The following is a 15,267-nucleotide window of genomic DNA, read 5'->3' as shown; positions in this document are numbered from 1 at the left end:
TCCAATAATTATAAAGTATTTACCCTATTTCGCTTTATCCTCAGAAAGGATAATCACGATAACCCATTTGCTCTGAGATGTTACGTGCTGCGCGATGCAAAGATTTAACTATGTCACTCTTGCTGTCTTCAGAAAAACGCAGCGTCGGGTATGAAATACTTAAGCCCGCGATCACCACACCGAAACGGTCGAAAACAGGTACAGCGATACAACGCAAACCTTCTTCTTGCTCCTCGACATCTTCACCAAAGCCCTGCTCACGCACCAGATCCAGCACTGGCAATAATGCAGCCGCGCTATCCAGGGTGTGTTTAGTGCTACGGGTGAACTCGATATGAGACAAGATTTCCTCTACTTCACCACGGTCACGCCACGCCAATAACACTTTACCAATTGCGGTACTGTGCAGTGGGTTACGACGACCAATACGGGAATGCATCCGCAGGTTATACATAGAGTCAATTTTATGAATATAAACAATGCTGTCTTCATCCAATGCACCCAAGTGAATAGTTTCACGAGTTTCATTAGATAATTCACGCATCTGTATATCTGCGCTACGAATCAAATCAACATTTTGTAGCGCTTTAGCCCCCAGCTCAAATAACTTCAGCGTAAGGGAGTATTTCTCTGATTCGCCTTCCTGGGCAACATACCCCAGGGATTTCATGGTCTGGAGAAAGCGGTAAACCGTACTTTTAGGCATCATTACACGTTGGGAAAGCTCGGTAATACCAATTTCCCGTTCTTCACCCAATGCTTGTAAGATGCCAAAAACCTTCAGAACCGACGACACAGAGTCGGGCTGTTTATCTAGATCTGCAATAGCCATTTCTTGGTTACCCTACTCAGTTTTCTGTGTTTCATAAAACAATATGTTTTAAAAAAAATAGAACAGTGGTTTTATTATAAAGGGAAGTTGCGAGACTGTGCAATAAACCAATGTGAATAATAAGATATTAACCTTGCAGACAGCAAATTAGCCTCTTTCCATGAAAGAGGCTAGTGCAAAATTTAACTATTGCCAGACTGATTCAGGCAAAGTAGCCAAATAAAGTGCAGGTTTGCCATGAACATCAGAGGTGAACAGAACTTGTTTATCATCAGGGGTAAAGGAAGGATGTGGATGCGTCACCTGCCGATCACCTTCAAACACCTGCCATGAGGTATCGTGGCGAGCAACACGATGCTGGCTGCCATTTTTCATGTTGAATACATACAGGAAAGGATCGTTTTCGATCTTATAGCCGCTATCGTCTTGTACATCTACCGGTGCATCTGAACCATCGCCGACCATCAAGGTACCGTCATAGTTACTCATCAGATGGGAACACGCCGGCATAGAGGTCAATTGGCGATTTTCCAATGTCTGTGGGTCAGCACTGTAGATAAAGCGATCCGGGCTGCCTTTCAAATATGAGACATACACCAGCGCCGAACCATCAGGCACCCAGAACTCATGGGTGCAGCTTTCGCCTTCGGCATGGGTTTTCACTTTACGCATGTTGCTACCATCTTCATTGATTAGCCACATACGTGCATCAACCAGATCGTGTGGACCTTCATGGCAGAATGCGACCGTACTGTCATCATAAGGGCGATAGATTGGATGACCTAGCCATTGATTCTCTTGCAAAATCACGGCGGACTCACCGGTTTTCAAGTCAACACGCATCAAACGGCAGCAAGGCTTAGTGAAATAGAACTCGTGGAATTTTTTCCAATCGGTCAAGGGGACCCAGTCTTCGCGTTTAATTTCAATACCGACCAACTTGGTACAATCTGAATTGGCGACCCAGGTACCGTAACCCACCCACTCTTCAGGCACCTGATAAACCACACTTTCTTCCAGTGTGGCAAGACAGACTCGCATCAGGTTACGCCCATCTTTGACATAAAACAGTGCATCATCTTCAGGTGACAAGAAACCACCAAAGGTATTGTCGCCACGCCCTTCTGTCAGTTGTGTTGCCACTTGCGTGTTGAGATCCAACAAGTAGTAGTTCCACGGACCATCAAAAGCGCCGCCGAACAATAACTTACTGCCATCACGGGTGAAACATTTTTGATAGAAATAGTTACGGTGGCAAGTGACATCAGGCGGTGTTAACCGTGTAACTTGTGCACCGGTAGAGGCATCCTGATATGTGTGAAATGTCAGGGGGATTTGTTTACCTTTGGCCATCAGGAAAGTCCTTAAAATCATCAGAGAATTAAAATTTGCCCGCAGAGGAACCTGTCAGGCTATTACTATCTCACATTATAGAAACGATGTTTCATTTTTCCGTGATCGCGGTTCTATTTTTACTGATTTAGCCAAATTACTGTGCTTATCAGCCTGTTAATCTGATTGCGATAACGGTACCACATCGCTATTTACAAATAAGCCGGCTGGCAAGGATGCATTCAAGCACAATACTGGTTAGCATATAAACACTTACCTACATCATTATTTTTACAGATAAAACCTATGACCCCATCATCAAGCGATGGCATGCCGGTTCCTCAGCGCTATGCTGCAATATTGGTTATTGCACTCGGTATTACCATAGCGGTGTTGGATGGCACTATCGCCAACGTAGCTTTGCCAACTATCGCTCGTGACCTCAATGCCAGCCCAGCCACGTCTATTTGGATCGTGAATGCTTACCAGTTAGCTATCACCGTGTCGTTGCTCTCAATGGCATCTCTGGGTGATATCATCGGTTATCGGCGGGTTTATCAGGCAGGTTTACTGGTGTTTAGTGTGACATCGCTGTTCTGTGCTCTGTCTGACTCCTTATGGACGCTAACATTTGCCCGTGTGCTGCAAGGGCTTGGCGCAGCAGCCTTAATGAGCGTTAATACTGCATTGATTCGGATTATTTATCCACGAGCACAACTGGGCCGTGGTATCGGTATTAATTCATTGATTGTGGCCGTTTCCGCCGCCGCCGGTCCCACCATTGCCGCGGCGGTGCTATCGGTTGCTTCATGGCAGTGGCTGTTTGCCATTAATGTGCCCATCGGCTTGTTGGCATGGTTGTTAGGTATGAAGTATTTGCCTGCCAATAATATGAAAAGTAACGGTAACCGTTTCGATTTTACCAGTTGTGTGATGAATGCTCTGACCTTTGGTTTACTGATAACCGCTATCAGTGGCTTTGCTCAGGGACAAAGCCCAACCCTGATAGCGGCTGAAATTATCGCATTGCTACTAATTGGTTTCTTCTTTGTACGCCGTCAACTTAGTCAGTCTTTCCCGCTGCTTCCGGTTGATTTACTGCGTATTCCTATTTTTGCATTATCAATCAGCACTTCTATTTGCTCTTTTGCCGCACAAATGCTGGCAATGGTGTCACTGCCCTTCTTTTTACAAACTGTTCTGGGCCGTGATGAAGTGGCAACCGGACTGCTGTTAACCCCATGGCCGTTGGCAACCATGGTGGTAGCCCCGATAGCCGGGCGATTAGTCGAACGTTATCATGCAGGGTTATTAGGCGGGATAGGTTTGGCGGTGTTTGCCAGTGGTTTGTTCCTGCTAGCATTGCTGCCAGCCAACCCGAGTGATGTGGATATTATCTGGCGGATGGTGCTATGTGGTGCCGGTTTTGGCCTGTTTCAGTCGCCGAATAACCACACCATTATTTCTGCTGCACCACAACATCGTAGCGGTGGAGCCAGCGGCATGCTAGGCACCGCCCGTTTACTGGGGCAAACCTCTGGGGCGGCATTAGTGGCATTAATGTTCAATCTGTTTTCAACCAGTGGCACTCATGCTTCTCTGGTGCTGGCTGGCTGCTTTGCCAGTATCGCCGCATTGGTGAGTTTGCTGCGCATAAGCCAGAAACGTGGCTAGACTCGGGTTGCAATAAAAAAACCCCGCTGGCGGGCGGGGTTTTCAATCAGAAGAGTTGGTGGTGGCTACTTCAGATACTGGCCTGAACGCAGCGCTTCAATACGTTTGTCCAGCGGCGGATGTGACATAAACAGCTCGCTGAAGGTTTTGGACTTACCATTAATGCAGAAAGCCATCATGTTGCCTGCTTCCTGTGGCTCATAGCTGGTTTTCAGCCGTTGCAGAGCCGCTATCATCTTCTCACGCCCTACCAGCTTCGCTGAGCCTGCATCAGCGTGGAATTCGCGATGGCGCGAGAACCACATGGTGATAATGCTGGCCAGAATACCAAAGACCAATTCCAAGACCATTGATACGGCAAAGTAGACCATCGGGTTACCGGCGCTACTGCTTTCATTATCACGGTCCCCTGATAGGAAACCGGCAGCGACTTGCGCAATCAGGCGTGAAATGAAGATTACAAAGGTATTCACAATCCCCTGAATCAAGGTCATGGTGACCATATCGCCGTTAGCGACGTGGCTAATTTCATGAGCAATAACGGCTTCTGCTTCATCACGGCTCATGTTCTGCAATAGACCTGTACTTACTGCCACTAAAGAGGCATCACGACGAGCCCCGGTCGCAAAGGCGTTAATATCCGGTGCCTGATAAATAGCAACTTGTGGCATAGCAATACCGGCTTGCTGGGATTGGCGACGCACCGTATCCAGCAACCAGCGTTCAGTTTCATTGCGCGGTTGTTCGATAACTTCACCACCCACTGAACGCAAAGCCATCCATTTGGACATCAGCAACGAAACAAATGCGCCGCCGAAACCGAACAGACCAGCCATGATCATCAGCCCTTGTACACTGCTGGACTGAATACCTGTCAGGCTTAGTACCAACCCGAACACCAACATGACTGCCAGGTTGGTGAGAAGGAACAGAGCGATACGCATCATAAAAATTTATTTCCTTATTGTTTTAAGTCGACACTGTGTTGAGTCACATGGGTCTTAAGTCAAAATTGGCATAATCCTGGATGATGACTTAGCCAAATTACTACTGAGATACGCTGATCGTATGGGCATCTGACAAATTTTCAAGGCTTGTTAAGTTCTAACAGAGTAAATCAACATAACTTTACAAATTTGGATACTTTTCATTACATATTTTGCTATTTTTTCGCCAATTGATAAATTCGGCGATGAAAAAAACGTAAAAAAAATCCGGGCTCTTTTTAAGGCCCGGATCCTTCATATTATCTGCTGACTTATTTTGCCGCAGGTGCTGCCGCTGGTGGTGATTCAACTTGCGGCTGCGCTTTTTCTTTATGAGCCAAATCCAAAGCAATATGAACAGTCTCATCCAGATAAGGGTCTGGCTCCTGATAGTCTTTTGGCAAATCCTCCAATGACTTCAGTGGCTTTTTACCTTCACGTTTGAAACGCTCATTCAAGCGATTCAGCCGCGTGGCATCATCATCATGGTTCTCTTTTTCACGCTGAGCGTAATTGAGAGAGACGATGTTGCGTTTCTCTTTTAACGCTTTATAACGCTCAATATCTTGCTGAATATGCTGGAATTCAGGATCAGCGGCAATCCGCGCTGTATGTGCTTTCAGTAACTCCGGCTCCAGTGGCTTCAGATCACCACTCTTGACGTAACTGGCCGCATTGATACTGTCCCAAGGCAAGGCATTATCTTCGAAACTCTCACCCGTTTCCGCCGGATCAACACCGGTTGGCATCACGATATCCGGGGTTACCCCTTTACGCTGAGTACTGCCACCATCTACCCGATAGAATTTCTGGATAGTGTATTGCAGTGAACCCAATGCAGGCCATTCCGGGCGCAACATTTGATCGTAAATACGATTTAACGACCGATACTGTTGAACAGTACCTTTACCAAAGGTTGGTTCACCGACAATTAATGCACGACCATAGTCCTGCATGGCAGCAGCAAAGATTTCGGAAGCGGATGCACTGTAGCGGTCCACCAATACCACCAGCGGGCCTTTGTAGTACACCACACCATCAGTATCACTGTCTTCACGCACTTTGCCGTTGTTATCCCGCACTTGAACCACCGGCCCACTCGGAATAAACAAACCAGACAGCGACACAGCCTCGGTCAGAGCACCACCACCATTACTGCGCAAGTCAATAATAATGCTACTGACATTCTCTTTCTCCAGCTTCTGCAATTGCACCTTAACGTCTTCGGTCAGGCCAACATAGAAACCAGGGATATCCAGTACACCGACACGCTCTTTGCCGATAGTTTTTACCGACATTTTCACTGCGCGATCTTCAAGACGAATGCGTTCACGGGTCAAGGTGACAGTGCGCGGTTTAGTACCTTTACCGGCCGGTAAAATCTCCAGCCGCACTTTACTGCCCTTCGGCCCTTTAATGAGTGCCACGACATCATCGAGACGCCATCCAATCACATCCACCATCGGCTTACCGGTTTGACCCACACCGATCACCCGATCACCTACGGCGATAGTTTTACTTTTCGCCGCGGGGCCACCTGGAACCATAGAGTTGATTAAGGTGTAATCATCATCCATTTGCAGGACAGCACCAATACCTTCCAGAGACAAGCTCATTTCGGTATTAAACTGTTCGGTATTTCGTGGTGACAAATAGTTGGTATGCGGGTCAATTTCATGCGCAAACGCATTCATAATTAGCTGGAATACATCTTCGCTATTACTTTGCGTCAAACGCTTAATGGCCGCCTGATAGCGTTTTGTCAGCGTCTCTTTGATCTCTTTATCCGTTTTACCGGTTAATTTCAAATTAAGCTGATCGTACTTAACTTTTGCGTCCCAAAGCTTGTTCAGCTCAGCTTCGCTGGTAGGCCAAGGTGCTTTACCACGGTCAATATCAATGGTGTCATTCCCGGTAAAGACCATTGGCCGGTCCAGTACTGACAATGCATATTGATAGCGCTCAAAGCGGCGTTTTTGCGCCAAATTGAATAAAGCGAAAGGCGTGTCCAACTGGCCTGATTTTAACTCATCATCCAGCGACTGCTTTTTATCCGCAAACTGTGCCACATCTGATGCCAACAACACGTTATGGCTGTAATCCAGCATGTTGAGGAATCTATCAAATATTTTGGCGGAAAACTGATCGTCCAGTGTAAATTGACGATAGTGAGAGCGAGTGAAGCGCGATGTTACGCGCTCACTCACGGTTGCATGCTCGGGTTCCTGACGCAGTTGAGGTAGCTGATCGATGCGATAGGTGGTATCCGCTGCGTAACTCGCCCCCGCCAGTAACAAGCCTGCGATTGCTGTTAGTCTGACAAATTTGTTCATGCCTAGGTTGGCCTCCGTATCAGAACTGCAAGTGTTCTGCGCGCACAATCATCGCCAGACCGGAAGATAGCTGCACCCGTACGCCATCTTTAGCGATTTCTAATACGGTTGCATCCATCGCGCTCTTACCTGCTCTGACTTTGATTTCTTGACCAATTTGCAGTTTAGAGATATCTGTGACCGGCACAGGGCGTGGCTGGTTTTCCTCGGCCTGTGGACGAGGTGGCCGAGCCTGTGGTGGGCGAGGTGACTGACGAGGCTTGCGGTTTTCCGAAGTCACACCCGCTTCACGACGCGGCGCAGGTTTTTTACCTGCCGGACGTGGGCGACGTGGCTCTGGGGTTTCACCCGCAGCAATGGCAGCTTCGCGCTTTTTAGCTTGTTGTTCAGCACGTTGTGCCTGAACACGGGCTTTCGCCTCTTCTAGCTGTTTGCGGGCATGTTCTACATGTTGCTCTTCCAGCACACCACAAGGGTTGCCGTCTAAATCAACACGTTCAGCACCGACTTTGACCCCATAAAGATAACGCCAGCTTGAGGTGTAGAGACGCAGCGCAGAACGCAATTGCGTTTTGCTTAAATTCTCTTCCCCCTGAACACGTTCGACCAGATCTTGAAAAATACCGATCTTCAGTGGACGTGCTTCGCCTTCGGCGGTGAAGCAAAGCGGGAACCGCTCAGCCAAAAAGGCTATGACTTCTTTACTACTGTTCAACTTAGGTTGATTTTCCATGAAATTTCCTGATTACAACGGGTTTGCCAACCAGCGCAGGCATGAACAGGCGTCATTATAATGACGCCATCAGCAATTGCCACGTTATCCGTATATCAACTTGCAGTCTGTGTGACATATTTCTCACTGTCACACAGGTCAAGATGCTCGCAAAGCCCCGCCACGACTGAGATTAAACCCAATTCATCAGCGTCATCAAAGCGATCATAAACAATGCTGTCGATATCCAAAACGCCGATAATTTTACCCTTCACAGTGATTGGCAGCACAATTTCAGCATTACTTGCGGCGTCACAGGCAATATGTCCGGGGAATGCATGCACATCCGCCACTCGCTGAACGCGGTTTTCTGCCACGGCAGTTCCACATACGCCTTTGCCGATTGGAATACGGACACAGGCGATTTTCCCTTGAAAAGGACCCAGCACTAATTGTTTGCCGTCGATCAAGTAAAAACCGGCCCAATTCAACCCATCAAGACGCTCATAAAGTAAAGCGCTGGCATTAGCCAAAGTAGCAATGAAATTCGTTTCACCTGCAATCAGGGCACTCAAGTCACGTTTTAATTCCGCGTAGAATTCTGCTTTTTTCATGTAATGACCGTTAGAAACCTAAGAATAGCCAGAGGCGATAGTTATGCTTAGCTTATATAAAGTAATCATTAAATACCCTTGGCTACAAGGTTATTCCGCTATAACGAAGTAAAAGAGTTATCGCCATCGGGGGTTTGGCCCGTTTTGCCCCTTGTTTTGACCGATTGCTCTGCTACCATCCGCGCTATTCTTTATAAACCGGTGTCAGCATCAGGGTTTTATAATATGAAGGTACATGCCATTCAACGGCCACTCTCCACTGCAAGGGCTCAGCGTTGCTGCCAGTGCGATGCGCTATTTACCCTGCCGCCGCTCAATGGTACACAAACAGCCTATTGCCCACGGTGCAGCGCAAAAATTGCCAGTGGGCGCGATTGGTCCCTTACCCGCCTGACCGCCATGGCGGTTGCCATGTTACTGCTGATGCCATTTGCTTTTACCGAGCCGCTGATCACCATTCGCCTGCTCGGCACGCGGATTGATGCCAGTTTGTTAGAGGGTATCTGGCAAATGAGTCGTCAGGGCGGCCCGATTACAGCCAGCATGGTGGCATTTTGTATTATTGGCGCTCCCGTTACACTCACCGCATCGATTCTGTATCTGCGTATCGGCAGCCGGATTGGTATGAACCTGCGCCCGGTGTTATTGATGCTGGAGCGGCTAAAAGAATGGGTCATGCTAGATATCTATCTTATCGGTATGGCGGTGGCCTGTATTAAGGTCAAAGAGTATGCGGACGTTATGCCCGGTGGCGGATTGATAGCGTTTCTGGCTCTGACGTTACTCAGTATTCTGACGCTAGTGCATTTGAATCTGGAGCAGTTGTGGGAGCGATTTTATCCCCAGGAGCAGCCCCCCGGCCCCCGGGAAACATTGCGCATTTGCCTGTCATGCCATTATACCGGGCACTGCGATGCACACGGCCGCTGCCCACGCTGCCATACCCCTTTGCGCCATCGCCGCCGCCATAGCATCCAAAAAACCTGGGCGGCGTTAATTGCCTCGATAGTCCTGCTGTTGCCTGCTAATCTTTTACCGATATCAATTGTTTATGCCAATGGCACCCGCATGGAAGATACTATTTTCTCCGGCGTGGTCTCTTTGGCCTCATCGGGTAACCTGCCCATCGCCGCGGTGGTGTTTATCGCCAGTGTGCTGGTGCCGTTTACCAAGGTGATTGTGTTGCTAACATTGTTGCTCAGCATTCATCTAAAGACACAACATAGCCTTAAAACGCGCATGCGATTACTGCGACTGATTACCTGGATTGGCCGTTGGTCGATGCTAGACCTCTTTGTTATTGCGTTAATGATGTCGCTGATTAATCGTGATCAGCTCCTTTCCTTCACTATGGGACCGGCAGCCTTCTATTTTGGGTCTGCGGTCATTTTGACTATCCTTGCTGTTGAATGGCTCGATAGCCGATTGATTTGGGATGCACATGCAACAGGAAACGCCGAGTACACCGACTGAGGCACAAATTAAACATAAACGCCGGATATCGCCTTTCTGGTTGCTGCCTTTTATTGCCCTGCTGATTGCCGGTTGGCTGATTTATAACAACTGGCAGGACCGTGGTACCGAAGTCACTATTGATTTCCAGTCTGCCGCCGGTATTGTGGCGGGCCGAACCCCGATTCGCTATCAGGGTGTTGAAGTCGGGATGGTGCAATCCATCAGTCTGGATGATGACCTGCGCAATATAAAAGTCACCGCCAGTATCAAAAATGATATGGAAGACTCATTGCGAGAAGGGACACAGTTCTGGCTAGTGACGCCCAAGGCCTCTTTGGCCGGGGTCTCTGGCTTGGATGCGCTAGTCGGTGGTAACTATATCGGGATGATGCCAGGCGAGGGCAAACCGCAGAGCCACTTTACCGCATTGGATACCCAGCCTAAGTTCCGCCTGAATACCGGCGAATTGATGGTTCACCTCCATGCCCCCGATTTGGCCTCACTCAATAACGGCTCTCTGGTTTACTACCGTAAAATCCCGGTGGGTAAAGTCTATGACTACAATATCGCGCCTGATAATAATGGCGTTGTCATTGATGTACTGATTGATCGGCGCTTCGCTAAATTGGTAAAAAACGATACCCGCTTCTGGAATGTGTCTGGTTTTAAAGGTGACTTCAGTCTTAGTGGCGCGTCGGTTCAAATGGAAAGTCTGGCCGCCTTGGTCAATGGTGCCATTGCCTTTGACTCACCCAAAAACAGCCCAGATGCGAAACCGGACCAACCCTTTCAGCTCTACCCCGATTTAGCACATAGCCAACGTGGTGTGGCAATTACGCTGGATTTACCCAGTGGGAGTAGTTTAAGTGAGGGGAGAACACCGCTGATTTATCAGGGGTTACAGGTTGGCACCCTGACCAAAATGACACTTCAACCGGACAGTAAAGTGACCGGTGAACTGACCATTGACCCGTCAGTGGTCGATTTGATGCGTGCAGGCAGCCGCATTGAAATGAACAGCCCCCGAATCAGTCTTAATGATGCCAAACTGAGTGAACTCTTGACTGGCAATACATTAGAGTTAATCCCGGGTGAAGGGGCACCACAAAAACACTTTACCGTGCTACCAAGCAGTAAAAGTCTGTTGCAGCAGCCCAATGTGCTCGAATTGCAATTAACCGCACCGCAAAGTTATGGCATTGATATCGGCCAGCCGATCTCGCTACATGGCATTAAAATTGGCCAAGTCTTGACCCGTGAGTTATCAGCCGACGGTGTGACCTTCACGGCAGCAATTGAAGCCAAATACCGTGATTTGGTGCATAAAGACAGCAAGTTTGTGGTTAACAGTCGGCTGGAGGTAAAACTCGGGATTGATGGTATTGATATTCAGGGTGCCAGTGCGCAGGAGTGGATTGATGGCGGTATTCTGATACTGCCGGGCAGCAAAGGTGAAGCCCTGAATAAGTATCCGCTGTATAGCAGTGTCGCCAAAGCTACCGATGGCATTTTAGGCAACGCCCCCGCCACAACACTAAGTTTAACTGCTGCCAGCTTGCCCGATGTGCAAACCGGTTCTGTGGTGTTATATCGCAAGTTTCAGGTAGGTGAAATTACCCATATCAGGCCAAAAGCCAATGAGTTTGAAGTGGATGTCTATATTCAGCCCGAATATCGCAATTTACTCACTGATAAGAGCATTTTCTGGGCCGAGGGTGGGGCGAAAGTCCAGTTGAACGGCAGTGGGCTAACTGTGCAGGCATCTCCGTTGAATCGCGCCCTAAAAGGGGCTATCAGCTTTGATAATCTGGAAGGTGTGACACTGGATAAGGGGGCCAAACGCACCTTGTATGGTAATGAAACCGCCGCCCGTGCTGTCGGTAGTCAAATCATATTGCGCACCTTTGATGCCAGCAAACTGGCAACCGGCATGCCGATTCGTTATTTGGGTATCAATATTGGCCAAGTCGAATCGCTGAAATTGGCACCTGAGCGCAACGAAGTGTTAGCCAAAGCCGTGCTCTATCCAGAATATGTGCAGAACTTTACCCGGGCCGGTACCCGCTTTTCTATTGTCTCGCCGGAGATATCAGCCGCAGGGGTCAATAATCTGGACACCTTGTTCCAACCTTATATTAATGTAGAGCCGGGTAAAGGTGGCACATTACGTACTTTTGAGTTGCAAACTGCCACTATTACCGACTCCCGTTATCTTGATGGGCTGAGCCTTATTCTGGATACCGCGGAGGCAGGATCATTGCAGGTTGGCACACCGGTCCTCTTCCGTGGGCTTGAAGTGGGTACTGTTACCGGGTTTAACCTTGGTGCGATGTCTGATCGCGTGCAGGTATCGATACGGATCAGCCAGAAATTCCAGCAGTTGGTGCGGCAAAATAGCGTGTTCTGGCTGGCATCAGGGTACAACCTTGAATTCGGTCTAACCGGTGGTGTGGTGAAAAGCGGCACCTTCCAGCAATTTATACGCGGCGGCATTGCTTTCGCGACCCCACCAACGACACCACTGGCTCCTAAGGCCAGCATAAATCAGCACTTCTTGCTTAACCCAGAAGAGCCGAAAGATTGGCGCAATTGGGGTACAGCAATCCCCCGCTTTTAGGTGCTAATCAGGGTAGCTCACACTGGGCTGCCCTGATAATTCCCCGACATCATTTCCGCATAAAGATTAATCTTCGTGTGCGACCTGCTGCTCACTCGGTGTCACCATCACATCCAGCACACATTGACGCAACCAGCGGTGCGCCGGATCAGCATCCATGCGCGGATGCCACAACATCGAAACCGTAATAGTCGGTAAGGTTAAAGGAAGAGGAAAGCTGTACATCCCTCGGCGCAGATTCTGGCTATGCCGTTCGGGAACCGTCGCCACCAAGTCCGTCCCTCTCACCAGCGCCAATGCGGTGGATATAGAATCAACCGAGGCGATAATATTCCGTTCAATCCCAAGTAATTGTAGTGCCTCATCAATCGGCCCTTTATGGCCCTGACGCCGTGAAACCACAATATGCCCCTGAGTTGCATAACGCACGGGGGTGATGTCCTCCCCACATAGCGGGTGACCATCACGCACCACGCCCATAAAGCGATCGCGGAAAAGTGCCCGTGTTCGTAATTCAGGGCTGGCAGTCTGGCCCACCACACCCGTTTCCAGATCCACCATGCCATCACGTAACAATGCGCTGTCTTTATTCAATTTTTGCATGAAATGCAGTTGCACATTGGGGGCTTGTTGATGAATCCGAGTCAGCAATGCGCCGCCAAAGTTTTCGACAAAGCCATCGCTGGTACGCAAAGTGAAGGTACGCATCAACTGTGCCAGGTCCAGTTTTGCCGCAGGCCGCAGCACCGATGTGGCTTCTTGTACTAATTGGCTGACCTGTTCACGCAGTTCAAGTGCTCTTGGTGTCGCTACCAAGGCGCGCCCTGCCCTGACCAGCAAGGGATCACCGGTTGTTTTACGCAATCTTGCCAACGCCCGACTCATCGCCGATGGGCTAAGCCCTAATCGCTGGGCAGCACGCGCCACGCTCCCCTCGGCCAGCAGAACATTGAGTGTGATTAATAAATTGAGATCAGGTTTTGTCATGTACTGACTCTAGCACAACCTCATGCTGACATGGCGTTTTATGCATGGATAACCTGCATTCCATGCGTCTTCCGCCTTATGATGTAATACCCTAATCTCTCCTGAACAGGTCATTCAGGAGTTAATCTATTAATGAAAATCAATACCGAAAACATCAATAGTGACATCATCGCCAACAGTGCACTAAGCAGAATAATTATCAGCCTCTCCCTGCCGATGCTGCTTTCTTCATTAGCAACCAGCATCGCCAATGTGGGCTTACCCACGTTAACACTCACTTTCAGTGCCTCTTTTCAAGCGGCGCAGTGGGTCGTTTTAGCCTATTTACTGGCGATTACCACCTCGGCCATCAGCATTGGCCGTTTGGGGGATATCACTAACAAACGCCGATTGTTGAATGCGGGGATTGGTTTATTCACAGTGGCCTCTCTGGGTTGCGCGTTAGCCCCTGACATCGGAGTGTTAATTGCTGCCCGTGTGTTACAGGGATTAGGGGCCGCCACCATGATGACACTGACTCTGGCGCTGGTCGGTGAGGCGATTAGTAAAGAAAAAATCGGGCGGGCGATGGGCATGCTCGGCAGCATCTCGGCTATCGGCACGGCACTTGGGCCCTCAGTGGGTGGCATGTTAATCAGCGGGTTCGGTTGGCCAGCGATGTTCCTGATTAACATCCCTTTTGGGTTATTAGCCTTATTTTTGCTATCACGCTATTTACCCATCTCCGACTCATTCACTAGCACTAACAACGAATTACAACAGGCCCATGGTGGTTTTGATCCTCTTGGGATGCTCTTGCTGGGCCTGACTCTGGCACTGTATGCCCTTGCCATGACGCTGGGCCATGGCACCTTCGGTACACTTAATTTAGTGTTATTACTCGCTGCGGTAATTGGCATCGGGTTATTCATCTGGGCGGAAAAGAACACTCCATTCCCATTAATTCAAACCGCTATGTGGCGCCACTCACAGCTGCGTAGTGCATTGATAGTCAGTGCATTGGTCACCACTATCATGATGGCAACCTTAGTCGTTGGGCCATTCTATCTTTCACGGGCTTTTGCCATGAGTACACCATGGGTTGGATTGTCGATGTCCGCCGGCCCGATAGTCGCGGCACTCATCGGGGTTCCTGCGGGTTATCTGGTCGACAGATTCGGTGCTCAAATGATGGTGATTACAGGATTAACGGCGATCACTACCGGGGCAATTGCACTGTCGATGATCGGGCCAATTGCCGGCCTGCCCGGCTATATTTTGCCGGTCTGCCTGATTACAGCTGGCTATGCTATTTTCCAGGCTGCGAATAATACGCTGGTGATTAAATCTGTTGGCGCGCAACAGCGAGGCATTGCATCCGGCCTGCTGAATCTTTCGCGCAATCTCGGGCTGATTACTGGCGCTGCGGTCATGGGGGCTATTTTCGCCTTTGCCTGCGCCCAGCAAGACATTCAATTAGCAACCGTGGCTCATATCACCCAGGGAATGCAGTTTACTTACCGCATAGCCGCCCTATTGGGCGGTACTGCTTTAGCTATTTCTGCAATATATTCAAAAAATAAATCTAATCAATAGCCAGGCTCTTTGATATGAATCTCAGCATATCCTTATTTGGCTGAATGGATTCACGCCAGAAAACCCCCGATATAAAAACATCAATTTATCTTGAATAAAATAGCTAACCCATTTTTGAATTTTTGCCAGTACAAATAGGAATAAATGATG

General features: G+C 48.9%; 11 protein-coding genes. 4 read left to right on the top strand and 7 right to left on the bottom strand.

The annotated features are described in order from the left end of the window. Positions 1 to 40 precede the first annotated feature (40 nt). Positions 41 to 832, bottom strand: a complete 792-nt coding sequence (gene kdgR, locus V1952_RS14135) for a DNA-binding transcriptional regulator KdgR (protein ID WP_050077553.1) — start codon at positions 830 to 832, stop codon at positions 41 to 43. Between the two features lie 186 nt (positions 833 to 1,018). Then, positions 1,019 to 2,185: an oligogalacturonate lyase gene (ogl, locus tag V1952_RS14130; RefSeq protein WP_083158661.1), complete on the bottom strand. Its 1,167-nt coding sequence runs from the start codon at positions 2,183 to 2,185 to the stop codon at positions 1,019 to 1,021. 285 nt (positions 2,186 to 2,470) lie between these two features. On the opposite strand from ogl, the gene V1952_RS14125 reads away from it, so the two are divergent. After that, positions 2,471 to 3,838, top strand: coding sequence for an MFS transporter (locus tag V1952_RS14125; protein WP_420074952.1), 1,368 nt, complete (start codon positions 2,471 to 2,473; stop codon positions 3,836 to 3,838). A gap of 65 nt (positions 3,839 to 3,903) precedes the next feature. Here the strand turns inward: V1952_RS14125 and htpX are convergent, their stop codons facing one another. From htpX to V1952_RS14105, 4 genes are all read right to left on the bottom strand, one after another. Beyond that, positions 3,904 to 4,785: a protease HtpX gene (gene htpX, locus V1952_RS14120; RefSeq protein ID WP_005182949.1), complete on the bottom strand. Its 882-nt coding sequence runs from the start codon at positions 4,783 to 4,785 to the stop codon at positions 3,904 to 3,906. A 311-nt stretch (positions 4,786 to 5,096) separates the two neighbouring features. Next, positions 5,097 to 7,157 carry a carboxy terminal-processing peptidase gene (gene prc / locus V1952_RS14115; RefSeq protein WP_083158659.1) on the bottom strand — a complete coding sequence of 687 codons (2,061 nt, stop codon included), beginning with the start codon at positions 7,155 to 7,157 and terminating at the stop codon, positions 5,097 to 5,099. 19 nt (positions 7,158 to 7,176) lie between these two features. Continuing rightward, positions 7,177 to 7,890 (bottom strand): RNA chaperone ProQ, encoded by a 714-nt coding sequence (proQ, locus tag V1952_RS14110; protein ID WP_372559172.1) that lies wholly within the window; start codon positions 7,888 to 7,890, stop codon positions 7,177 to 7,179. A 95-nt stretch (positions 7,891 to 7,985) separates the two neighbouring features. Further along, a complete protein-coding gene (locus V1952_RS14105) occupies positions 7,986 to 8,483 on the bottom strand; it encodes a GAF domain-containing protein (protein WP_083158658.1) in 498 nt (165 codons plus the stop codon). 225 nt (positions 8,484 to 8,708) lie between these two features. On the opposite strand from V1952_RS14105, the gene yebS reads away from it, so the two are divergent. Together yebS and V1952_RS14095 are read left to right on the top strand one after the other, a co-directional pair. Then, complete coding sequence (gene yebS / locus V1952_RS14100) at positions 8,709 to 9,956, top strand: membrane integrity lipid transport subunit YebS (protein WP_420071858.1); 1,248 nt, start codon at positions 8,709 to 8,711, stop codon at positions 9,954 to 9,956. Continuing rightward, on the top strand, positions 9,925 to 12,555 hold the full coding sequence (locus V1952_RS14095; protein ID WP_420071857.1) for an MlaD family protein: 2,631 nt from the start codon (positions 9,925 to 9,927) through the stop codon (positions 12,553 to 12,555). Before yebS ends, V1952_RS14095 begins: the two co-directional genes overlap by 32 nt. 66 nt (positions 12,556 to 12,621) lie before the next feature. On the opposite strand, the gene V1952_RS14090 is transcribed toward V1952_RS14095, so the two are convergent. Beyond that, positions 12,622 to 13,542 (bottom strand): LysR family transcriptional regulator, encoded by a 921-nt coding sequence (locus tag V1952_RS14090; protein WP_372559175.1) that lies wholly within the window; start codon positions 13,540 to 13,542, stop codon positions 12,622 to 12,624. Positions 13,543 to 13,674: 132 nt separating this feature from the next. On the opposite strand from V1952_RS14090, the gene V1952_RS14085 reads away from it, so the two are divergent. Next, positions 13,675 to 15,117 (top strand): MFS transporter, encoded by a 1,443-nt coding sequence (locus V1952_RS14085; protein WP_420074951.1) that lies wholly within the window; start codon positions 13,675 to 13,677, stop codon positions 15,115 to 15,117. The last annotated feature ends 150 nt before the right edge of the window (positions 15,118 to 15,267 follow it).

Source organism: Yersinia sp. 2542 StPb PI (genome assembly GCF_048593855.1).
GTDB classification, from domain to species: domain Bacteria; phylum Pseudomonadota; class Gammaproteobacteria; order Enterobacterales; family Enterobacteriaceae; genus Yersinia; species Yersinia enterocolitica_E.
This window is presented reverse-complemented; position numbering and strand designations above follow the sequence as displayed.